At 55.6% G+C, this 22,034-nt stretch carries 22 protein-coding genes and 3 pseudogenes; 9 read left to right on the forward strand and 16 right to left on the reverse strand.

The genetic code is table 11. The features are described 5' to 3' along the window. Window positions 1-7 precede the first annotated feature (7 nt). The 4 genes from AAIR21_RS11305 to AAIR21_RS11320 all read left to right on the forward strand — a co-directional run bounded on the left by AAIR21_RS11305 (window position 8) and on the right by AAIR21_RS11320 (window position 4,267). Complete coding sequence (locus AAIR21_RS11305; protein WP_032680028.1) at window positions 8-1,390, forward strand: glycoside hydrolase family 1 protein; 1,383 nt, start codon at window positions 8-10, stop codon at window positions 1,388-1,390. After that, on the forward strand, window positions 1,390-1,692 hold the full coding sequence (locus AAIR21_RS11310; RefSeq protein WP_014168006.1) for a PTS lactose/cellobiose transporter subunit IIA: 303 nt from the start codon (window positions 1,390-1,392) through the stop codon (window positions 1,690-1,692). The genes AAIR21_RS11305 and AAIR21_RS11310 overlap by 1 nt, the downstream gene beginning before the upstream one ends. 138 nt (window positions 1,693-1,830) lie before the next feature. Further along, window positions 1,831-3,210, forward strand: coding sequence for a carbohydrate porin (locus AAIR21_RS11315; protein WP_183516837.1), 1,380 nt, complete (start codon window positions 1,831-1,833; stop codon window positions 3,208-3,210). Between the two features lie 151 nt (window positions 3,211-3,361). Further along, window positions 3,362-4,267 (forward strand): DMT family transporter, encoded by a 906-nt coding sequence (locus AAIR21_RS11320; protein WP_020882723.1) that lies wholly within the window; start codon window positions 3,362-3,364, stop codon window positions 4,265-4,267. A gap of 39 nt (window positions 4,268-4,306) precedes the next feature. On the opposite strand, the gene nepI is transcribed toward AAIR21_RS11320, so the two are convergent. Further along, window positions 4,307-5,497, reverse strand: coding sequence for a purine ribonucleoside efflux pump NepI (gene nepI / locus AAIR21_RS11325; RefSeq protein WP_183516836.1), 1,191 nt, complete (start codon window positions 5,495-5,497; stop codon window positions 4,307-4,309). A 207-nt stretch (window positions 5,498-5,704) separates the two neighbouring features. Between nepI and AAIR21_RS11330 the strand changes: the two genes are divergently transcribed. Further along, a complete protein-coding gene (locus tag AAIR21_RS11330) occupies window positions 5,705-6,703 on the forward strand; it encodes an aldo/keto reductase (protein WP_183516835.1) in 999 nt (332 codons plus the stop codon). Window positions 6,704-6,768: 65 nt separating this feature from the next. Here the strand turns inward: AAIR21_RS11330 and AAIR21_RS11335 are convergent. From AAIR21_RS11335 to AAIR21_RS11360, 6 genes and pseudogenes are all read right to left on the reverse strand, one after another. Then, a pseudogene (locus AAIR21_RS11335) lies at window positions 6,769-6,924 on the reverse strand (acetyl-CoA C-acetyltransferase); the annotation flags it as partial. After that, on the reverse strand, window positions 6,894-7,097 hold the full coding sequence (locus AAIR21_RS11340) for an acetyl-CoA acetyltransferase (RefSeq protein WP_047355950.1): 204 nt from the start codon (window positions 7,095-7,097) through the stop codon (window positions 6,894-6,896). The pseudogene AAIR21_RS11335 and the gene AAIR21_RS11340, both read right to left, overlap by 31 nt. Next, window positions 7,094-7,507: a carboxymuconolactone decarboxylase family protein gene (locus AAIR21_RS11345; RefSeq protein WP_025206518.1), complete on the reverse strand. Its 414-nt coding sequence runs from the start codon at window positions 7,505-7,507 to the stop codon at window positions 7,094-7,096. The genes AAIR21_RS11340 and AAIR21_RS11345 overlap by 4 nt, the downstream gene beginning before the upstream one ends. Then, entirely contained in the window at window positions 7,494-8,714 is a 1,221-nt protein-coding gene (locus AAIR21_RS11350) for an MFS transporter (protein WP_025206519.1), read from the reverse strand. The genes AAIR21_RS11345 and AAIR21_RS11350 overlap by 14 nt, the downstream gene beginning before the upstream one ends. Before the next feature lie 21 nt (window positions 8,715-8,735). After that, a pseudogene (locus AAIR21_RS11355) lies at window positions 8,736-9,362 on the reverse strand (HAD family hydrolase); the annotation flags it as partial. A 38-nt stretch (window positions 9,363-9,400) separates the two neighbouring features. Then, a complete protein-coding gene (locus AAIR21_RS11360; RefSeq protein WP_219372563.1) occupies window positions 9,401-9,562 on the reverse strand; it encodes a hypothetical protein in 162 nt (53 codons plus the stop codon). Window positions 9,563-9,934: 372 nt separating this feature from the next. Here AAIR21_RS11360 and AAIR21_RS11365 point away from each other — a divergent pair, with 372 nt between their 5' ends. Then, on the forward strand, window positions 9,935-10,855 hold the full coding sequence (locus AAIR21_RS11365) for a LysR family transcriptional regulator (protein WP_014167993.1): 921 nt from the start codon (window positions 9,935-9,937) through the stop codon (window positions 10,853-10,855). Here the strand turns inward: AAIR21_RS11365 and AAIR21_RS11370 are convergent. The 9 genes and pseudogenes from AAIR21_RS11370 to ivbL form a co-directional block, all read right to left on the reverse strand. Beyond that, window positions 10,852-11,304, reverse strand: coding sequence for a DUF1198 domain-containing protein (locus AAIR21_RS11370; RefSeq protein ID WP_150343623.1), 453 nt, complete (start codon window positions 11,302-11,304; stop codon window positions 10,852-10,854). The genes AAIR21_RS11365 and AAIR21_RS11370 overlap by 4 nt on opposite strands. Before the next feature lie 186 nt (window positions 11,305-11,490). After that, window positions 11,491-12,494 (reverse strand): annotated as a pseudogene (locus AAIR21_RS11375) (alpha/beta fold hydrolase). Between the two features lie 154 nt (window positions 12,495-12,648). Then, entirely contained in the window at window positions 12,649-14,040 is a 1,392-nt protein-coding gene (uhpT, locus tag AAIR21_RS11380) for a hexose-6-phosphate:phosphate antiporter (RefSeq protein ID WP_020882733.1), read from the reverse strand. 132 nt (window positions 14,041-14,172) lie between these two features. Next, entirely contained in the window at window positions 14,173-15,492 is a 1,320-nt protein-coding gene (locus tag AAIR21_RS11385) for an MFS transporter (protein WP_014167989.1), read from the reverse strand. Next, the gene (gene uhpB, locus AAIR21_RS11390) at window positions 15,485-16,990 is read right to left on the reverse strand and encodes a signal transduction histidine-protein kinase/phosphatase UhpB (protein ID WP_025206526.1); all 1,506 of its coding nucleotides are present in this window, start codon (window positions 16,988-16,990) and stop codon (window positions 15,485-15,487) included. Before uhpB ends, AAIR21_RS11385 begins: the two co-directional genes overlap by 8 nt. Continuing rightward, window positions 16,987-17,580, reverse strand: a complete 594-nt coding sequence (gene uhpA, locus AAIR21_RS11395; RefSeq protein WP_014167987.1) for a transcriptional regulator UhpA — start codon at window positions 17,578-17,580, stop codon at window positions 16,987-16,989. The genes uhpB and uhpA overlap by 4 nt, the downstream gene beginning before the upstream one ends. A 73-nt stretch (window positions 17,581-17,653) precedes the next feature. Then, complete coding sequence (gene ilvN / locus AAIR21_RS11400; RefSeq protein WP_014167986.1) at window positions 17,654-17,941, reverse strand: acetolactate synthase small subunit; 288 nt, start codon at window positions 17,939-17,941, stop codon at window positions 17,654-17,656. A 3-nt stretch (window positions 17,942-17,944) separates the two neighbouring features. Further along, window positions 17,945-19,633: an acetolactate synthase large subunit gene (gene ilvB / locus AAIR21_RS11405; protein ID WP_020882735.1), complete on the reverse strand. Its 1,689-nt coding sequence runs from the start codon at window positions 19,631-19,633 to the stop codon at window positions 17,945-17,947. Between the two features lie 107 nt (window positions 19,634-19,740). Then, complete coding sequence (gene ivbL / locus AAIR21_RS11410; protein ID WP_071605430.1) at window positions 19,741-19,839, reverse strand: ilvB operon leader peptide IvbL; 99 nt, start codon at window positions 19,837-19,839, stop codon at window positions 19,741-19,743. 525 nt (window positions 19,840-20,364) lie between these two features. Between ivbL and tisB the strand changes: the two genes are divergently transcribed. The 3 genes from tisB (at window position 20,365) to AAIR21_RS11425 (ending at window position 21,861) form a co-directional block, all read left to right on the forward strand. Continuing rightward, window positions 20,365-20,454: a type I toxin-antitoxin system toxin TisB gene (gene tisB, locus AAIR21_RS11415; protein WP_020684667.1), complete on the forward strand. Its 90-nt coding sequence runs from the start codon at window positions 20,365-20,367 to the stop codon at window positions 20,452-20,454. A gap of 64 nt (window positions 20,455-20,518) precedes the next feature. Further along, the gene (locus AAIR21_RS11420) at window positions 20,519-20,965 is read left to right on the forward strand and encodes a GNAT family N-acetyltransferase (RefSeq protein ID WP_014167984.1); all 447 of its coding nucleotides are present in this window, start codon (window positions 20,519-20,521) and stop codon (window positions 20,963-20,965) included. A 62-nt stretch (window positions 20,966-21,027) separates the two neighbouring features. Further along, entirely contained in the window at window positions 21,028-21,861 is an 834-nt protein-coding gene (locus AAIR21_RS11425; RefSeq protein WP_183516833.1) for an EamA family transporter, read from the forward strand. The last annotated feature ends 173 nt before the right edge of the window (window positions 21,862-22,034 follow it).

Below are 22,034 nucleotides of genomic sequence, written 5' to 3' on the forward strand. Positions count from 1 at the left end.
AAAGGTCATGAAATACGCATTTCCCGATAATTTCTGGTGGGGCAGCGCAAGCTCCGCCCTCCAGACCGAAGGGACACGAGAGGGTGAAACCACCTGGGATTACTGGTTTGCCCGCGAGCCGAACCGTTTTCATAATGGCGTGGGACCGCAGCACACCTCCACGTTTTATCAACACTGGAAAACGGACATTCAGCTGTTAAAGCAGCTGAACCACAACAGCTTTCGCACCTCGATTAGCTGGGCGCGCCTGATCCCCGACGGTATCGGTGAAGTGAACCCGGAAGCGGTCGATTTTTATCATCAGGTCATTGATGAGCTGATTGAACAGGGTATTACCCCGTTTATCACCCTGTTCCACTTCGACATGCCGATGGCGATGCAGGAGATTGGCGGCTGGGAAAACCGCAACGTGGTGGACGCTTACGCCCGTTATGCGCAGATTTGCTTCGATCTGTTTGGCGATCGCGTGCTGCACTGGTTTACCTTCAACGAGCCGATTGTGCCGGTGGAAGGCGGCTATCTGTACGATTTCCACTATCCCAACGTGGTGGATTTTCGTCGTGCGGCCACCGTGGCGTATCACACCGTGCTGGCGCATGCGCAGGCGGTACGCGCTTACCGTGCCGGGCACTACGCCGGGGAGATCGGTATCGTACTGAACCTGACGCCGTCCTATCCGCGCTCGCAAAACCCGGCTGACCTCAAAGCGGCACACATTGCGGACCTGATGTTTAACCGCAGCTTCCTTGACCCCGTCCTGCGCGGCGAATACCCGGCGGATCTGGTGGCGTTGCTGAAATCTTACGATCAGCTCCCCGCCTGCAAACCGGAAGACAGTTTCCTGATTGCGGAAGGAAAAATCGACCTGCTCGGCATTAACTATTATCAGCCGCGTCGCGTGAAATGCCGTGACAGTGCTGTGAACCCACAGGCACCGTTTATGCCGGAGTGGTTCTTTGATAATTACGAAATGCCTGGCCGCAAGATGAATCCATACCGTGGCTGGGAAATTTATGAGCCGGGTATTTACGATATTCTGATTAACCTGCGCGACAATTACGGTAACCCACGCTGTTTTATTTCTGAGAACGGTATGGGTGTCGAAAATGAACAGCGCTTTATTGAGAATGGTCAGATAAACGATCAATACCGCATCGATTTTATTTCCGAACATTTGGCCTGGCTGCATAAAGGTATTAGCGAAGGGTGCCAGTGTCTTGGCTACCATATGTGGACCTTTATTGATAACTGGTCGTGGTGTAATGCGTATAAAAATCGCTACGGATTTATCCAGCTCGATTTAACTACCCAGCAGCGCACCATCAAGAAAAGCGGCGAGTGGTTTGCCGCCACCGCATTAAATAACAGTTTTGACAGAGAGTCAGTGTAATGATCGCATTAGAAGAAGCCGTAATGGAAATTATCGTCAACGCCGGTCAGTCGCGTAGCCTGTGCTTTGAAGCCCTGCACGCGGCGCGTCAGGGCAACCTTGACGAAGCCAAAAGCCTGCTGCGCGAAGCCGATGGCTACGCGCGCCAGGCGCACAAAATGCAGACCAAACTGATCGAACAGGATGCGGGCGAAGCCCGCCAGCCGATGACCTTAATAATGGTTCACGCGCAGGATCATTTAATGAATTCCCTGCTGGCACGTGAATTATCCGAAGAAATAATCCATTTATATCAGAGATAATGTATGGCGAAAAAACGTTAATGTAATCACTCTGTACCTAAAATAGAAATCCACTTGTTCTGATGATAGCGACAAACTCTGTCAGATCGGAGCGGGATGGTTATTGTCTGAATAAAATTAAACTATATTGAGATAACCATGAATTATATTAAAAAACTTCCATTAACCATGGCGGTTGTCGCCGCGCTTTGCCCAATTTCTGTACTCGCACAAGAATTTACGCAAGAGCAAATCGACGCCATCGTGGCGAAAGCAGTAGACAAAGCGCTGGCCGAACGGCAGGCCAAAATGGACGCTGCCGTCGCGAAAAAAGCGGATATGGTCACCGAACCGCAAAGCGCGGCGCAATCACCGGACCTCGCGATTCCGTTTGGGGTTAAATTTACCGGCTATGCCCGCTACGGCGCGCACTTCCAGGCAGCCGATCAGAAATACGTGGCGGTAGACGGTTCCTATAACGGCGCATCCGCGATTGGTCGTCTGGGTAACGAAGGCAACGGCGGTGAATTCCAGCTCTCTAAAGCCTTCAAGGGCGACAACGGTGCCATCTGGGACATCAACGTGATGATCGACCACTGGGGCGACGAGGTTAACCTGAAAAAAGCCTATGCCGGTGTGACCAACATTATGGCCTCCAACCCGAACGCCTACTTCTGGGCCGGCCGTGACTTCCACCAGCGTCCACAGCAGGGTATCAACGATTACTTCTGGATGAACCACGACGGCCAGGGTGCCGGGGTGAAGAACTTCGACATCGGCGGCGTGCAGTTTGACGTTGCCGCGGTGGCCGCGGTGGAATCCTGTAGTCCGGAAGTGATGGAAGATGAGGCGAACCCGTCGCGCATTACCTGTACCGGCGGTTCCGGCACGGGCGACAAAGGTAACTACGCTGCGACCTCAAAAATCCACGGCATGAAAGTCGGCCCGCTGGATCTGGAGCTGTACGCGAACTACGGTTTTGACTCCAAAGCCATTGAGAGTGAAGAGCGTCTGAAGGCCTGGCAGGGCGGCGTGGTGCTGAGCCACACCAACGACAGCGGCGTGAATAAGGTGATTGCTCGTTATTCTGATAACGCGGATAACAGCGTATTCAACAAAACCGAAGATCTGACCACGGTCTACGCCAGCTTCGAAGGGCTGTACAAATTCACCCAGGCCACGCAGGTGGAGTACATCCTCGCCTTCCACGACTACGACAACAGCCGCGATAAAACCGATAACCGTAAGAACTACAACGCCATCGTGCGTCCGATGCACTGGTGGAACGACGTTCACTCCACCTGGCTGGAAGCGGGCTGGCAGCACGTGGATTACGACAATGGCGGTGATAACAAAGGCTGGAAGCTGACCCTGTCGCAGAACATGTCTATCGCCATGGGGCCAGAGTTCCGCCCAATGCTGCGCTTCTACGTGACCGGCGGCAAAGTGGATAACGAACGCACCGCCCGTGTGAACGGTACAAAAGATGAGACGCTGGATGATTTCAACGTCGGCGCGATGTGGGAAGCGTGGTTCTAAGCAAGGTAAAAGCAAAACGGCAACGCATGTTGCCGTTTTTCGTGTTTGCACCCTCTCCCGTGGGAGAGGGCCGGGGTGAGGGCATCAGGCCACACCGCACCCGGCAAGACCCATGTTATGCTACACAAAAACCAACATAACAGGGGAGAACATGGGTTCCACACGTAAAGGAATGCTCAACGTTCTGATCGCCGCCGTTTTATGGGGCAGCTCAGGGGTTTGCGCGCAGTACATCATGGAGAAAAGCCAGATCTCGTCCCCTTACCTGACGATGATTCGCCTGCTGTTTACCGGCGTCATCTTGCTGACCCTCTCCTTCGTGCATGGCGACAAGATTTTCTCGGTCATCAAACATCGTAAAGACGCCCTCAGCCTGCTGTTTTTCTCGCTGGTTGGTGCGCTCACCGTCCAGCTCACCTTCCTGCTGACGATTGAAAAATCCAACGCGGCGACGGCCACCGTGCTGCAGTTTCTCTCGCCAACGATCATCGTCGCGTGGTTCGCGCTGGCGAGGAAAAAACGTCCCGGCGTGTTTGTTTTATCCGCCATTTTGACGTCACTTGTCGGCACCTTCCTGCTGGTCACCCACGGCGATCCAACCTCGCTCTCCATCTCCCCTGCCGCCCTGTTCTTCGGTATCGCCTCGGCCTTTGCCGCCGCGTTTTATACAACCTACCCGTCGACGCTTATCGCCCGCTACGGCACGCTGCCGATTGTTGGCTGGAGTATGTTAATCGCGGGGGTCGTGCTGACACCGTTCTACGCCGGACGCGGGACCACCTTCGTGATTGATGGCAGCCTGCTGCTGGCGTTTTTCTATCTGGTGGTGATTGGCACGGCGCTGACGTTCAGCCTGTATCTGAAAGGTGCGCAGATGATTGGCGGGCCGAAGGCGAGCATTCTGAGCTGTGCCGAGCCGCTGAGCAGCGCCCTGCTGTCGGTGATTTTGCTTGGGGTGGCGTTTACGCTGCCGGACTGGCTGGGCACGCTGTTGATTGTGTCGTCGGTGGTGCTGATTTCGATGGATTCGAGAAGACGGGTTCAGACATCGGCGTAGCCTGATATCCCCTCTTCCCTGTGGGAAGAGGGGATTTACTTATTTTGCTTTCACCTTACTCGCCACCAGCAGCGCCGTCAGCAACATCAGGGTTCCTGAAATCACCAGCGGTGACGTCAGCCCCAGATGGTCCAGCGCAACGCCGCCGATCGCCGCACCGCAGGTGTTCGCCAACTGGATCACCGCGACCTGAATCGACCCGGCTTTTTCCGCCTGATCGGCGAGCGAGCGGGTGATCCACGTCGACCAGCCCACCGGCACCAGCGCAAAAGCAAAGCCCCAGATAATCGCAATCGCCGACGCAACCCACTTATCGCTGCCCCACAGCACCAGCACCGCAGCGCTAATTGCCAGCACCAGCGGCGCGCCCGCCAGCGCCACTTTCAGGGAACGCTTCAGGAACGCGGACGACAGCGAGGTGCCGACAAAGCTGGCGATACCGAAGCTCAGGAGCACCAGCGTCAGGCCATCCACATCAAACCCGGCCATGTTCATGAATACCGGGCGGATATAGGTGAAAAAGGCAAACTGTCCGGCAAATGCCATAAAGATGGCGGTCATCCCCGCCAGCACGCCCGGGCGCTTCAGCAGGCTGAACATATTCTGTTTATGATGTGCCGCTTCCCCCGGTAAAGACGGCAGCGCTTTCCAGACCCAAAGAATGCAAAGCACCCCCATCACCGCGGCAGCGTTAAAGACGTTACGCCAGCCGATGATCCCGCCAAGGAAACTGCCCAACGGCGCAGCAATGACCAGCGCAATCGAAACAGCACCAAAGATCACGGAGAGGGCTTTCGGCACGGTGCGCGCGGGAACCAGACGCATGGTGAGCGAGGCCGACATCGCCCAGAAACCACCTAATCCCAGCCCCAGGCAGGCGCGACCCAGCAGCAGCAGGGTGAAGTTATTGGCAAAAGAGACCAGCAGGCAGGAGAGCGTCAGCAGCACGCTGAACAGAATGACCACTTTACGGCGGTCGATGGTGCCGATCACCTGGGTAATAAACAGGCTCGCGAACATCGCCACAAAGGCGGTCACGGTGACGGACTGCCCCGCCATCCCTTCGGAAATGCCCAGATCCTGCGCCATCGGCGTCAGCAGGCTCACCGGCAGAAACTCAACGGTAATCAGGCAGGCAACGCAAAATGCCACGGAGAAAACCGCCGACCAGTTGGGGCGAGTGACCTCCTGGGTCTGCGGTCTGGGTGTGGGCTGAATGTGTTCTGTCATGGCGTCACCTGAAGATAAAAACGTGCGGAAAAGTCGCGCAGTTTATCATCAAAAGTGTGACGGATTTAACGATTTGACAACTTTTGTCGTTTTTAATGAGCCTGAAGAGAGCGCGTCGTCGACTGATACCTTTTCTGCATAACGAAAATGAAAATTCAGTATCCACATTTGAGGTGAAACAATCATAGCGTCTGAAAAGGAGAAACTATGAAAACACGTAATTTATCTCAAAATCTTACCGTCAGTGCCGTCGGCTACGGTGCCATGGGTCTGAGTGAATTTTATGGCCAGACTGATGACAACGCCTCGCTGCGGGTATTGCATAGCCTCATCGATCTGAACGTGACTTTTATTGATACCGCAAATTTATATGGCCGTGGTCATAATGAAAGACTAATCGGTCATTTTCTTGCCGGGCTGGATAAAAGCACTCGCGAGCAGTTCAAAATAGCCACGAAATGCGGCATCGATCGCTCTCCCGACGAGTCTTATGCCCGCATCATCAACAATACGCCTGACTATATCATCCGCTGCTGTAATGAGTCCCTCAAGCGGCTTGGCGTAGAGCGAATCGACCTCTTTTATCTACACAGACTGAGTAACACCACCCCGGTCGAAGAGAGTATGGATTGTCTGCGCACCCTTGTGAAAGAGGGCAAGATCAACCACATCGGCCTTTGCGAAGTGTCGGCGTCAACGCTGCAACGGGCCCATGCGGTGCATCCGGTCACCGCGCTGCAAACGGAATATTCTCTGTGGACACGCGATATCGAGGAAAGCATTCTGCCGGTCGTGAAAGCGTTAGGCATTGGTCTGGTGCCCTACTCGCCTCTTGGCAGAGGCTTCCTGACGGGAAAATACCTGAACAATAGCGAATTTGCAGAGGGTGATTTCCGTAAAAATAACGAGCGCTTTATGCAGTCCAGCCTCGATCATAATCGCCAGCTGCTCGATATCATCCACCCGCTGGCGGCGAAATACGGCTGTACCGCGGGTCAGATTGCCCTTGCCTGGCTGTTAGCGCAATACGATCGGCTGGTTCCCATCCCGGGCACTAAGCACACCGGCTATCTGGCCGAGAACGCGCGCGCTGCCAACATTGAGCTTGAGAAGAGCGATATTGAATCATTGAACAACCTGCATCGCCGTATAGCGATTAAAGGCGATCGCTATTCTGCCGAGGGTATGAAGGGCGTGAACGCCTGATACCTCATCATGAAAATAAAAAAACCGGGTTTTCCCGGTTTTTTTATATCGGATACGCCGTGCCGTTAGCGATAAACGCTCAACGCGACGCCTTCCCCACCGCCTACGCACAGCGCGGCGACGCCACACTTGCCGTCATTACGGACCAGGGCATGAACCAGCGTCACCACAATCCGGCAGCCGGATGCGCCTATCGCATGCCCAAGCGCGATTGCCCCGCCGTAAGAACCTGACCCATAATGACCTGAGAGATATCACTGGCTTCTACGCCAGATTCTTTCAGGAGCGCCTGAATGACCCGGCTTCCCAGGTCAGCGGCGGAATGCTCCGCAAGCGCGCCCAGAAATGCGCCCGTCGCCGTGCGGCGGGCTGCAATAATGACAACCTCGCTCATGCGTCACTCCCTTTCAGTCCCGGCAACGTATGACCCGTCGCAGCGATTGCCGCACGGTAGGCGGTAAGACCGTTCATACAGGCGGGAACGCCGGCATACACCGCCATCTGTATCACAATTTCAAGCAGCTCTTCCGGCGTCACGCCGGTGTTGAGCGCGCCTCTCATGTGCAGTTCCAGCTGCGGCATAGCATTACCCAGCGTCACAAGCGAGGCGACAGTCAGCATTTCGCGCGTTTTGAGTTCCAGTCCCGGACGTCCCACCACATCCCCGAACGCATAGTCGGTTATCAGGGCGGGCAGGCCCGGGTCCAGTTCGCTCAGGCGGCGGGTGACTTTATCCGCGAGCCCTGCTTCAAGACGGTCCATGATCTCTCTGCCATAGCGCGTGCGGTCATTAATTTGACTCATAAGATTTCTCCATACGGGATTGTTTTGCGGTCAAGGTTGCAGGAATAACCGCGACAAGCAGAACGGACAGGCCGATAGCCGTGCCGGCGACGATATACAGGAGCGGCATTGAAAATGATGAAACCATCCAGGCACCGACCGACGCGCCGATACCAATGGCGGTATTGAAAAACGAAACGTAGATTGCGGAGGCCGGGAAGGCTTTATCTTCAGCCATACGTAAAACCCACGTCTGGAAGCCGACAAATATTCCTGACACGGCAACGCCCCAGATAATCATGCTGGTGAATATCAGCGCAGCAGAGAGCGAGGAACCTGACAGGCCCAGGAACAGCAGCACTGCACAGATCAGCAGTACAGACAGCGAAACCGTCAGCTTGAGATACTTATCAATCATCACGCCGGTCAGGAAATTACCGGCCAGACCCGCGATGCCGTAAACAAAAAGCACGGCGGGAATAAAGGCGGTGGACAGTAAACTCTGCGTGTGAAGCCAGGGTTCAATGTACGTAAAGGCGGCAAAGTGCGCCGTAACAGCCAGCAGGGTTGCTGAGTAAATTTTCCACAGGGTAGACGATTTCAGCACGCCCTTAAGCGCATCCAGGCCAAGCGCGCTTTTGCTGGCGATCTGGGGAACAAGCACGCTAATACCCACAAAGGCAATTACGCTCAGCGCGGCCATTAGCCAAAATGCCTGCCGCCAGCCGAAGTGGATACCAATGTAGTTGGAAACCGGTACGCCAAAAACGCTTGCTGCGGAAACGCCACCAAATACGATTGACGTCGCCGCACCAATATATCTGGCAGGAACCATGGCAACCGCCGTTGCGCCGATCATCGCCCAGAATGCACCGTGAGCAAGCGCGCCCAGCACGCGGGCACTAAGCAGCATTCCGTAGGTGTTTACCGTCGCGGCCATGACGTTAGAGATCAGAAGCACCACGGTGAGCACGAGTAAAAGCCGCTTCTTAGCCACATTGCCTAAAAAGACGGAGGCAAACAGCGCACTCAACGCCCCCACCCAGGCATAAAGCGACACGGTCATGCCCACCGCGGATTCCGAAGACCGTAATCCCTCTGCGATTGGCGTTAATAATCCGACCGGCGCCAGTTCGGTAGTGACAATAGTAAACGTTGAAATAGCCAGAATGAATAACGCAAGCCATGACCTTAACGTCATATTTTGCGGAGAGAGTTCTGAAGTCATACTACTTACCTCAATAATGGTTTAAATAATGTGCCAATTTTTTTCTGCTGCATATCGGGTAAGCGCGGAATGCTCCCCCACACAGACGGGATGCCCAATGGCTTCGAGCATTGGAATATCCGAAAGATCGTCACCGTAGGCATAACAATCCGCTGGATTAATCTCCTTATCCCGGCAAAACGTCATCAGGGCGTCTTTTTTACCCGCTCCAATTGTTTCGGGCAGGCCGATTTCCCCCGTCAACTCGCCTGCGTCATTTATTATTAACGGAGCACAGAGTATGTCCGTTACCCCAAGATATTTCGCAATGGGTGACAGAATCGGAAGCATAGAGCCCGATATAAATACGATGTACATGTTCTGTCTCTGATGGCTTTTAAGTGCTGAAACGGCACTCTCAATAAAAAATTCGTTTTCTGGCTTACGCCTGAACCATTCATCGCCCATTTCTTCCAGATAACGACAAGACACACCTTTAAACTGGCGATAATACTCTCTGTTCAGCGTCTCCCCTGGCACACCGTTTTTTACGTCGACGCGAAAACGAGACATATAGCGTTGAAGACGATCGTTTTGATTATTTTCCCTGCACCAGAAGTCATAGAAATCAAACATGCTTTTAATATTTATTAGCGTCTCATCAACGTCAAAAAATGCGGCGTGGTTTCATCGCGCCACTGACGATACTACTGATAGTTATGGGCGGGCACCTCAACGTGACGAAACTGAATATAATTAGATTCGGGTAAACTCTTTTTATTATCGATTGGGGATTCAACAAACTTAAGCAGTTCGCGACGAATATCGGTAGAAAGAACAGCAGAGAAACGATGGAACATGGATTCCATTTCACTCTCAGCACACGCAATTTCTTTAATGTCATTGAAAGCGCGCAGTTCCAGCAGTTCATTAACACCGTTTTCTTCACAGGAAAACTAGCGAACGTTTTCATTGCTTTTTAAGGAGGTAAAATCTTTCTCTGTAAAAGTATTTTTTAACGGGAAGCGTGATACCAGTACATATTTAGACGACATAATTACTCCGAATATTGATTGAGTGAGGATTCGGGTAGAAATTTATCAATATAGGAAACAATTGGAATTGTTAAATTTGTAATATATTTTTGGTATTACTGTTGAAATGGGTTTACTGCCCGCATTTAGCGTGTAATATCGAAATGGAAAAAAGACGAAATACCTTTTCGCATTCAGGACCCACGTATGGCCACAGCAGAACATTTAATCAGCAATAACCTGCCCAGTATCAAACAATTACAATGCTTTCTCGCTGTCGCACATGAACTGAACTTCCGTAAGGCTGCCGAACGCCTACGCATGACTCAACCGCCATTGACGCGTCAGATAAAATGCCTTGAAGCGGTTCTGAAACGCCAGTTGTTCAGCCGCAACACGCATGACGTTAGCCTCACAGAAGCAGGCCGTGCGCTGGTTGTTCAGGCTGAAAAAATACTCAAAGACATCAGTAACCTAAAAGAAGATCCTCTCTCTTCTGAAACGAGCCTGCGTATTGGACTCACACGGACCCTTAATTTTGAATATATTGAACCCGTGAATACCCAGCTTCAAAAAATGAACGCGGGAGATGATGTCGAAACGCCGGACCTGACGTCAGCCCAACTGCTGCAAAGCTTGTCTAAAAATATGCTGGATCTGGTGCTGACCGGTGAAAAAGGAACGGGTCATGAAGACATTGTTCAATACCGCTGGGTCTGCCAGGAACCGTTGCTCATCGCAATGCCCTCTTTACACCCTGCCAGCCTGAAAGAGAAAGTCGCGCTGGAGGATATTAGCGATCTTCCCATTTTCTGGTTTTCCAGAAGTGCCAACCCGTCATTTTACGACAAATGCGAAAGCTACTTTGATACGCTGAAAACGCCTCTGAAGCGGATAAAAGAGCCGGATGATACCCTTGTGATGCTAAGCCGTATCGCAAGAGGGAAAGGATTTGCGCTGCTGCCTCAGTCGAAATGCACCTTTAATCAGGAAGGACTTTGCTACCGTGAACTCACGGACGCCGAGGCAAAAAGGTTAAACATAGATATCTATGCCGCCACTCGCCTCAATGAAAATAGAGAGGAGATCCTCAACGCACAGAATGTGTTATGCGGGAAAACGGCTTAATGCAGGTAAAACACGCCCTCTTCCGGCAGGAAAAGCTGGTTATAGCGCAGCTGGAAGGCGTTTAGCTCCTGCGGATCGGGCTCCATTTCACGCATAAAACCCAGCGTCAGACGGACCTGCGCGTCCGTGATCGGCACGGCCAGACGGGCTTTACGCAGCATACGGTGCCAGGCAAGCAAATTCTCTTCACTGCCGTCGACAATACAGACCTGCCAGATCAGCAGCACCTGCGCCGCGTTTTGCAGATGCGCCTCGTCTGGTCGCTCAAGGTAGCGGATAAACTCATTGCCGGGCGTTTTTCCGAACTGGTCGATCATCGATTCTACAGGAACCGGGGTGATCCCCAGCCGCTCGCTCAGGCGTTTAATTGCGCGACGTGAATCTGAGGTCAGGACCCGAAATCCCACCACAAACACCACGGCAAGCGTTGCCAGCATTATCCAGACCATGCGTTCTCCTCTACGTCAGCCGCTCATCATAGCGGGAAACGCGCGGCGTCGACAGCGGGCAAGGCCATAATAGTGCAGTGAAAAAAGGTGGAAAATCGTTATGAGGGCAGCGCCAGGTATGCTGGCGAGTAGTGTGCGGAAGACAGCCCGCGCAGAACGGGCTGCGGGGCTGTTGCTTTAGACCGGTCAGCGTGCCTGCAGCCCTTTCAGCAGCGCGTCATGGAAGCGCTGAGGGTCCTGCATCTGCGGCGCATGGCCCATGTCGTTAAACTCAACCAGCGTCGCATGCGGAATGCGTTTTTCCGTCTCCTTACCCAGTACTGCATAGTTGCCCAGCGTCTTGCGGATCGCCGGCGGGGCGAGGTCTTTCCCGATGGCGGTGTTGTCTTTGGTGCCGATCATCAATAATACCGGCATCTTCAGTTCACCAAATTCGTAGATCACCGGCTGGGTATAAATCATGTCGTAAAGCAGGGCTGAGTTCCAGGCGACACGCGTTTTGCCCGGCCCATTGTTCAGCCCGGCCAGCATCGTCACCCAACGCTCATATTCCGGCTTCCACTCCCCGGCATAGTAGGTATTTTTCTCGTACTGACGAATGCCATCGGCGCTGGTTTTAAGTTCACGCTGATACCACTGATCGACCGTAATATACGGTACGCCGCGGGCTTTCCAGTCTTCTAAACCAATCGGGTTAACCATCACCAGCTGTTCCACTTCCTGCGGCCACATCAGCGCGTAGCGGGTCGCCAGCATGCCGCCGGTCGAGTGCCCAATAACCGTCACGCGATCGACGCCGAGCTGCTTAAGCAACGCGTGGGTGTTATCCGCCAGCTGCTGGAAGGTGTACTGGTAATGCTCGGGTTTGGTGGATTTACAAAACCAATCTGGTCTGGTGCCACCACGCGGTATCCGCTGGCGGAAAGTGCGCGGATAGTCCCCTCCCACGTTCCGGCGCAGAAGTTTTTACCGTGCATCAGCACCACGGTGCGGCCGTTGGGTTTTTCTGGCTTAACGTCCAGATAGGCCATATCAAGCGGCTGATGTTGCGAGGTAAAGGTGAAATGCTTAACCGGCCAGGCGTAATCAAACCCCTCCAGCTTCTCGCCGTACGTCGGCGCATCCGCCGCCAGGGCGGGGGAGGCAAGCGCCACCAATAGCGCAAGACAGGATAGTCGTCGGTTTACCATGCAAGCTCTCCATAACAAAACGGACAAAAGCCGCGGGGTGCGGCAGCAAAATTAAAATGTAGAGCATTGCAGGGAGCGGGTCTGTAAAGGGGGGTAAAGGTGGGATGTAAAAAAAAGCCCGGCGGTCAACCGGGCAAAGAAGTTACCTGCACACTCAGGCTACTTTTAATTTCTGCATCCGATTTTCACGGCGAATCTTACGTTCTTCCAGCACCGCGACCATCGCCATCAGGACGATACAGCCGATGGCGGCGGCATCCAGCGCGGCAAAGGTGCCCGCCCAGCCGGTGAGGCCGAAAATCGGCGTGCCGTCGGCGATCATACCCAGACCCAGCTTGGCGAAGCTGTCACCGATCAGGTAGGCGAAGGTGCCTTTAATTCCATCGGCAGCGCCGATCGCTTTTTTCGGTACGAAGCCGACTGCTGCCACGCCGATCAGCAGCTGTGGACCAAACACCAGGAAGCCGAGCGCGAACAGGGACGCCAGGTAAACGTACTGGTTGCTGGCGTGCTGGTAGACGCCGAGCGTGGCGATAATCAGCGCCAGCGCGACGCAGGCCACCAGCGCGCGGCGACCATTGGCGAGGTCCGAGAGCCAGCCCCACAGCAGCGTGCCGACCAGCGCGCCCACTTCGAACAGGGTGAAGCCCTGAATCGCAACTTCTTTGGAGAGCTTCAGCTCCTGGAAGGCATACACGGTGGACCACTGGTCGATACCGATACGCACCACGTACAGGAAGATGTTGGAGAAACAGAGCAGCCAGATCACTTTGTTTTTCAGCACGTACTCAACAAAGATCTGCCATTTGGACATCTCGTTTTCTTCGGTCTCTTTGTCCTCTTCGCTGATCTCCTCGCCGAACAGCTCTTCGGCTTTGCCGAGGCCGTACGATTCCGGGGAGTCGCTGCCGTAGCGCAGGCCAATAAAGCCGACGATCAGGGCGATAATCGACGGGAAGATAAACATGCCGATCACGTGGCCGTCGAACAGGTAGTTTGCGCCGAACAGCGCCACGCCTGCCGCACCCGCCCCACCGAGGTTGTGGGAGATGTTCCACATGCCGAGGTACGAACCACGCTTGCGGCGAGGGGTCCATTTGGTGATGGTGGAGTAACTGCACGACCCGCCGGTACTCTGGAAGAAACCGCTCAGGGCGTAGAAGGCGATCATCATGAACAGGCTGACGGAGCCCGCGCCCATGCTGGCGCTGAAGCCGAGCATACAGATGGCGGAGAGGATCAGCATAAACGGCAGGAACTGCTTGGTGTTTTTGCCGTCCGCGTAGTAGGAAACGACGGTTTTACCCACGCCGTAAGTGATAGAGAAGCCCAGGCCAATCATCCCCAGCTGCGTCATGCTCAGCCCGTAGGTTGAGATCATGTCGTTCTGCGCGATGTTAAAGTTTTTGCGGATCAGGTACATGGTCAGGTAGCCGATAAAGACCACCAGGTAAGACTGCATGAACGGTTTGAACCACATTTTACGCCGCACATCGAGCGGCAGATCCAGGGTCGGTTTGCGCACCTGATTTAAGAAGGCCAGCATGATTGGTTTACTCCTGAGCTGATTTTTGCAGCATTGTAAAAACCAGCCGGGAGCGACGCCTGAGACAGCGTCCAGGTGAAACCAGGAAAATTTCTTAGTTTTGCGCCATTCGGGATGAAAAGGTGAAGCACATCACGCTTCGTGTGCCTCGCGCGGCGCCTGCGCATGCAGGAACGGCAGCAGCAGCAGGGCCGAAATCCCTGCCGCGATGGCGATCACGGCGAAGAAACCGCTCCAGTGCCAGACGTCGATCACCCGCGCCAGCGGCCAGCCGGAGAGCGATGCGCCAAGGTAAGCAAACAGCCCGACAAAGCCCGTCGCTGCCCCCGCTGCGTCTTTGTGCGAACACTCCGCCGCCGCCATGCCGATCAGCATCTGCGGGCCAAAGACGAAAAAGCCGGTGGTGAAGAAACACGCCGCCTGCATCACGTAGCTGGCAAACGGCATCAGCCATAGCGAACCAACGGAAAGCAAAATCCCGGCGGCGAAGATCAGGTTCATCGGCCCGCGGTTACCGTTGAAGAGCTTATCCGAGCCCCAGCCCGCCACCAGCGCGCCGATAAAGCCGCCCAGCTCGAACATCGTCACCGCCGAGTTGGCGGTCACCAGATCGACGCCCAGGGTTTCGGACATATACAGATTGCCCCAGTCGTTGATCGCCGCACGCACCACGTAGACCAGCACGTAGCAGAGGGAGAGTAACCAGATATAGGGATTTAACAGCACATATTTGGTGAGGATCTCTTTACGCGTCAGCCCTGCACCTTCCTGCTGTTGAGCGACTTCCATCTCGTCGTGCCGCCAGTCGCCTACCGCGGGCAGGCCCACGGTTTGTGGCCTGTCACGCAGTCGCCAGCAGAGAAACAGCCCGGCAACGATCGCCAGCCCACCGGCAATCATCATTCCCGTGCGCCAGCCGTAGTGCAGCGCCGCCGCCCCGACCACCATCGGAATAAGCGCCCCCCCGACGTTATGCGCCGTGTTCCAGATAGCCCACCAGCCGCCACGCTCGTTGCGCGAGTACCAGGCGGTAAGCAGACGGGCACACACCGGCGCGCCCCATCCCTGGAAAAAGGCGTTCAACGCCCACAGCAGCGCAAAGGCCCAGAGCGAGGTAGAGAAGCCAAACAGAATGTTCACCACCCCGGTGGCAATGAGTCCTGAGCCCATAAAATAACGGGCATTCGAGCGGTCGCTGACGATACCGGAGAAGAACTTCGACAGGCCGTAGGTGATGTAAAACAGCGTCGCCAGCAGGCCAATATCGGTGCGTGTCATCACCCCGCTGGCGAGGATTTCCGGCGCGGCGGCGTTGAAACTTTTGCGGGTAAAGTAAAAAAGCGCATACCCCAGCCAGATGGTGATCAGGATATGGCGACGCCAGTAACGATAGCGGGCGTCAATTTCACGTTTATCATTTAGCGGGGCGGCATTCGCCGGGGTTTTAAACATGCTGACTCCTCAGCGGTAAACTGACGCTGACGCGCGTGCCGTGGGTGCAGGAGATCGTCAGGGTGCCACCCAACGCCTTGACGCGCTCACGCATGCCCGCCAGGCCAAAACCCAGCTGGCCGGAGCCCGGCGGCAGACCGCAGCCATCATCTTCAATCACCAGCATCAGGCGTTCATCCTGTTGCCATCCCTGCAGCGTTACCGCGCTGGCGCTGGCGTGCTTAACAATATTATTCAGCCCTTCCTGACAGACGCGGAACAGCGTGACGCGCTGGCCCTCGCTCAGCAAAGATTCATTGATGCGCCAGTCAAGATGACTGACGATCCCGCGGCTTTCCAGCTCCATCTCGCGCATCAGAGACCGTACCGCCTGCTCAAGCGTAAGATCGTCCAGCTGGCGCGGTCGCAGCCTGCCAAGCAGTCGCCGCACCGAGTCATACACGCCAAGAGAGAGCTGTTCGATATGTGCCCCGCCCTGCTTTACGCCAGCGTTTTCGGCCGCCAGACGCTGAACGATGCCCGCCTGAGTGCGAATGGCGGTAATGGTCTGGCCGATATCGTCGTGCAACTCGCGGGCCACCTCCTGCCGGACGCTCTCTTCCGTTTCCAGCAGGCGTTCTGCCAGACGGCGATTACGCGCCAGCTCGGTTTGTAATGAGTGGTTAAGTTCACGCAGGCGCTGAATCCCGGCCCCCAGCAGCAGCCCGGTCAGGCTCTGGGCCAGCAGGGAGAGCAGTAAATCGACGGGGTGATCGTGCCAGGTCTGGCTGGCAATCAGCGCGATAGCGTTCATCAGGGTGGCAATCAGCGCGCCCTGCCAGCCGTAGTGCCACGCGAGGGCGATAATCGGCAACGCCAGGCAAAACGGGGTAAAGCGCGACAGCTCATCGGGCAGGCCAAGCTGCAGCCACAGGCTGATCGCAAACAGCAGCAGATACCAGATAAGATGCCGGGCGCGCCAGTTTACCGGCTGAGAGACCAGCGCCGGTCCGAGCGGCTGCCAGACGGTACTGGTGAGGTAGTGCCAGATAACCAGACAGGTGGGAGCCAGCGTCAGACCGCCGGTCAGCGTCAGCAGAAGGGCGTTAAGCATCTCCTCCTCGCCGGTCCAGGGCAGGGACTGCAACAGCGCGGCGGCAATCAGCGCAGCCCCCTGACGCAGCAGCGTGCGCCAGTCGCGCTGGTGACGATAACGGGAGATCAGCGCCACCGGGATCAGCGTGAGTACGCTGCCCGTCACCAGTAAAGGCAAGTGCGCCAGCGCCACCTCCTGCGCCAGCCAGACCAGCATCAGCCATTCGGCGCCCAGCAGTACCGGCCAGAAACCGCGCGGGCATTGCAGCATCAGCCCCAGACGCAGGCCAAACGGGAAAAGCAGCACCGCCAGCTCCGGGCGTTCAACCAGATGCAGGCTGATGCTCCACAGGCAGAACCAGGCGGCGGAGAAAATGGAAAAACTGGCAGCAACGGCGATCAGCCGTGAAAACAGCGGGTTCATTGCCAGCTGTCGAACATGCGGCGCGCCAGTTCAACGTCATTACTGACGCCGAGTTTTTCCATCAGGTTAGCGCGGTGAACGTGAACGGTTTTTGGCGACAGCCCCAGGTCCACGGCAATCTCTTTCACCGACATCCCCTGTGCCAGTTTTTCTGCCACCTGACGTTCGCGTCGGGTGAGTGGGTCTTGTCGCCCTGCCGCCAGCTTGATGGCGATATCCGGCGTCAGGTAGCACCCGCCGGTGGAGACCGTGCGCACGGCAGCGATCAGTTCGTCCGGGCTGCAGCGCTTGGAAAGAAATCCCCGTGCGCCTGCGTTCAGTGCCTGCTCCACCAGCGCCGGGCTGTCATGGACCGAGAGCATCACGATCGCCATCCCTTTCGGCAACTGGCTCAGCAGCTCGAGTCCTGAGAGATCCGGCATCGAGATATCGCAGATACAGACCTGGACACCGCGCCCGGGCAAACCTGCCAGCGCCTCGCGACCGGAGCCGAACTCCGCCACCACCTGAAAATCAGGCTCAAGGTTCAGCAGCTGGGCAAATCCGGAGCGGACGATGAGGTGGTCGTCAATAAGGGCGATGGTGGTCATGGCGCGTTCCTGGCGGGTTAAAAAACGCGCTTACCTTAACGATAAGCGCGTGGGGGTTCAAGCTTTGCGCTATTTACTCGAAGAACACCGCAATTTTGTTAAACATGGTGGGATCGGACTGGTTGCGCACCACTTTCTCGACATCTTCCAGCTTGTCGATCTGCGCAATCATCTGCTCCAGACGCTGATCGTCATTCACCAGTAGCCAGATGCGGCTGTGCTCGCTGCCCTGAATGGGCAGACAGAGGATACCTTCCACGTTAAACGCGCGGCGGGCAAAGAGCCCACAGACGTGCGTCATCACGCCAGGGTGGTTGCGGACGGTGAGTTCCAGAATGACGTTATCATGTTGTTTCTGCATGGCTTATTCCCCCACCATCTCAGTATTTGCCGCACCTGGCGGCACCATCGGGTACACTTTTTGTTCAGGATCGATACGCACGTGGATCAGCGCCGGGCCAGGACGAGAAATCGCCGCCTGCAACGCCGCATGAGGGTCCGCTTCGGCGTTCAAATCACAGGTATGCAGGCCAAAACCGGCGGCAATCTGCATAAAGTTAATCGTGCCTGGATAGGTCGCGGCAAACACGCCCTGCGTATAGAACAGACTCTGCTGCTGGTGCACCAGCCCCAGCGCCTGGTTGTTCATCAGGATGATTTTCACGTCTAACTGGTTTTCGGCTGCCGTCGCCATTTCCTGAATGTTCATCATCAGGCTACCGTCACCGGAGAAGCAGATCACCTTGCGATCGGGGTTGGCCAGCGCCGCGCCCACTGCCGCCGGCAGGCCAAAGCCCATGGTCCCCAGCCCACCCGAGGTCAGCCACTGACGCGGACGGTTCAGCGGGTAGGCCTGGGCGGTCCACATCTGGTGCTGGCCCACGTCGGTGGTGATAATCGCGCTGTCATCAACGCAGGCGGCCACGGCGTTAATCAGCCCGTAATGGCTCAGCGGGTCCCCCTCGGTTGGGATAGCGCCCGGGAACTCTTTTTGCAGATCGGCAACCAGCTGACGCCAGTCGGCGCGATCGGAAGCGTCCGTTTGCGGAATCAACTGCGCCAGCACCTCGGCAACATCACCCTGAATCGCCACGTGCGGTTGCTTGATTTTACCCAGCTCGGCACGGTCGATATCCACATGAATGATTTTGGCGTTCGGGCAGAACTGCTCGGTCTTGCCAATCGCCCGGTCATCAAAACGTGCACCCAGAACAATCAGCAAATCCGCTTCTTGCAGAATGTAGTTCGTGCTGCGCGCGCCGTGCATCCCCAGCATACCCAGCGACAGCGGGTGCGCTTTTGGCAACATACCCAGCGCCATCAGGGTCATGGTGGTGGGCAGGCTGGCTTTCTCTGCGAGCTGGCGTACCGCGTCGGAGGCATTAATCGCCCCGCCACCCAGATAAAGCACCGGGCGTCTGGCGGCGTTAATCATCGCCGCTGCAGCCTGCACGCTCTCTGCGCTGAACTGCGGCGCTGGCGCACGTTCACCCGGCTCCGGCAGCACGTCAATCTCGATCTCTGCGGTCTGAACATCCTTAGGAATGTCTATCCACACCGGGCCGGGACGGCCGGATTGCGCAATACGAAACGCATCGCTGATAACCTGAGGAAGCTCGGCGATATCGCGAACTAAATAGTTATGTTTAGTGATGGGGATAGAGATGCCGTAGGTATCCACTTCCTGAAACGCATCGGTACCGATCATGGAGGACGGCACCTGGCCGGTGATGCAGATCAGTGGAATTGAGTCCAGGCGCGCGTCGGCGATAGCGGTGACCAGGTTAGTCGCACCCGGGCCACTGCAGGCCATACAGACCGCGGGTTTGCCCTGCGTACGCGCCATGCCCTGAGCGATGAAACCCGCGCCCTGTTCGTGACGCGCCAGAACGTGACGAATCTGCGTGCTTTGGCTTAACGCATCATACAGCGGCAGCACCGTGCCGCCCGGGATCCCCGCAACCGTGGTGATGCCCTGTCGTTCCAGCAAATGAACGATTAACTGTGCGCCCGTGAAACGCGTTTTGGTGGATGTTGTGCCCGAACTTGCCATGCTCCAGTCCTTTTCTTCTGAGCCGACTTTCCGGGGAGGGTCCTTAAACGAAAAACCCCGCCCGGTTTGCGCCGGCGGGGTTTTGGATTCGTGTGTTGATCCAGTCCCTACGGCGCATTGCCGACGACCACCACCACACGCACGACGACCACTGCGGCTGGTTGCGCAGTTGCTAGTAGGGTCGAGGTGAACATGGATGCTGTCATTGGGGACCTGTGTTTGGAATCTATTGATAGAATTTATACAAACACAGCTTTTCGGGCATGACAATGGAAATATTTTCATCTGCGCAAAAATGCGTCGAAGATCACGTTTCGTTTGTTGCGTGCAGAAAACAAAAAACCTCGCCTGAACGAGGTTTTTTTTCAGAGGTTTTGCGGTTGGTCGCCGCAGAACACACTGTGTTACGTCAACGCAAAAAGTATACGCGATCGAAGACGAACGCGCAATTCGGGCACGGATTTTGACGTTTTTGAGTATGGACCGCCTTCTGAATTTTGTCCAAAAAATACTGTTCATGCATACAGTATTTATCTATACTGAGGGTGTTCGCAGTGAGCGAGGGGGCCGCAGTTCTACCGGCGCAACGAAGTCCTGGCTGAAACGGGTGGTGCCGTCAGTGCCTTAACCCCCTGAAGTGAGCACACTGTGTTACGTCAATCCAGGTGCTGGTCACAGGCGGCGGAAAGGTACGCCAGCATCGTGCTCCTTTTAACCAAAAGGAGACGCGTATGAGCGTAGTGGATATGGTGATACTTATCCTCAAACTCATTGTTGCTGTATTGCAACTACTTGATGCTGTCCTGAAATACCTTCGGTGATTCAGGTTCAAGTCGCACCTGAGAGGGGCGGGCAACCGCCCCTCTTTAATAACGAGGGAATGCTATGTCGCGTCTGTTAATTGAGCCTGTCACGCCAGAAGAACCTGGCTATATCGCCTTAAAGGCCGAAAGTATCGCATCGAATTTCAACATGCTGCGCCGGCTGGAAGAGAACTGGCAGCGCGGTGAAAACCGTTTTAACGCACCGGGCGAAAAGCTGCTGGGCGCCTTTTTGAACGGCAAGCTGGTGGGCGTATGCGGTCTTAACCGCGATCCCTTTAGCCAGCAGCCGCGCGCCGGCCGCATTCGTCATCTCTACGTCAGCGAGAAGTGCCGCGGGCTGGGCATTGGTAAGCAGCTTCTGACTGTGGTAATGGCCGATGCCAGCATCTGGTTTGATTTTCTCAATACCCACGCGCCGGACGCTGCATACGGGTTTTATCATCAGGCGGGCTTTACGCTGGTCTCGGATGAACCACGGGTCACACACCGTCTGTTTTGCGCGGTGTGACCGGCTGGCAGCATCAGGTTGTGAATGTTACAGTTGAGTGACAATTCACCGCCAGATACGCCATGACCATTACCGTCTTCTGCATTTTACTGTTCGCCGCACTGCTGCATGCCAGCTGGAACGCTATTGTTAAAGCCGGTACAGACAAGCTCTATTCAGCAATCAGCGTTAGCGGTTCCGCCGCGTTTATCGCCCTGGTATTATTGCCCTTCTCCCCACAGCCGTCTGCTGCCAGCTGGCCGTTTTTAGGGGTCTCCTGCGCGCTGCAGGTGGTGTACACGGTGCTGGTTGCAAAGACCTACCAGGTCTCCGATATGAGCCAGACCTATCCGCTGATGCGCGGTACGGCACCGCTGCTGGTGGCATTGATAAGCGTGCTGGTGCTGGGAGATAGCCTGTCATGGCTCGCGTGGTCCGGCATCGCCGTGATCTGCCTGTCGATTCTGGCTATGGCCATGAACGGCCGCATGACGTCGCGTAAGGGGGTCTGGCTTGCACTGCTCAACGCCTGCTTTATCGCCGGATATACGCTGGTCGACGGCACCGGCGTGCGGTTATCAGACACCGCGCTGGGCTATACGCTTTGGACCTTCTTTATGAATGGTTTCTGCCTGCTCTTCTGGGCGATGATAGCACGCCGACGCGAAGCTTCCAGATACCTGCGTACGCACTGGAAAAAAGGGCTGCTCGGGGGGATCGGCACCATGGGCTCTTACGGCCTGGCGCTCTGGGCGATGACCCAGGCTCCGCTGGCCGTGGTCGCCGCCCTGCGTGAAACATCCATCCTCTTCGGGGCGCTGATCGCATTTGTGCTGTTAAAAGAGAAGGTTGCGGGACTGCGTATCGCGGCCGCAGTGGGAATTGCGGGCGGGGCGATCCTGCTGCGCCTGGCATAAATCACTGGCAACATTAGTTGCCGATCTTGTTTACAAATCCTGCCTTTACCCCTTCTGACATTCATCACAGGAATGCTTAATTTGTCATCTCTCTGTGGTAGATTCCTCGCGCATTTATGGGAATGCGTAGTCACTTATTCTTTATTTCTCTCTTTTGGCAAAAGTATTCAGCG

This window comes from Enterobacter sp. PTB (assembly GCF_051130085.1).
Classification (GTDB): Bacteria; Pseudomonadota; Gammaproteobacteria; order Enterobacterales; family Enterobacteriaceae; genus Enterobacter; species Enterobacter ludwigii.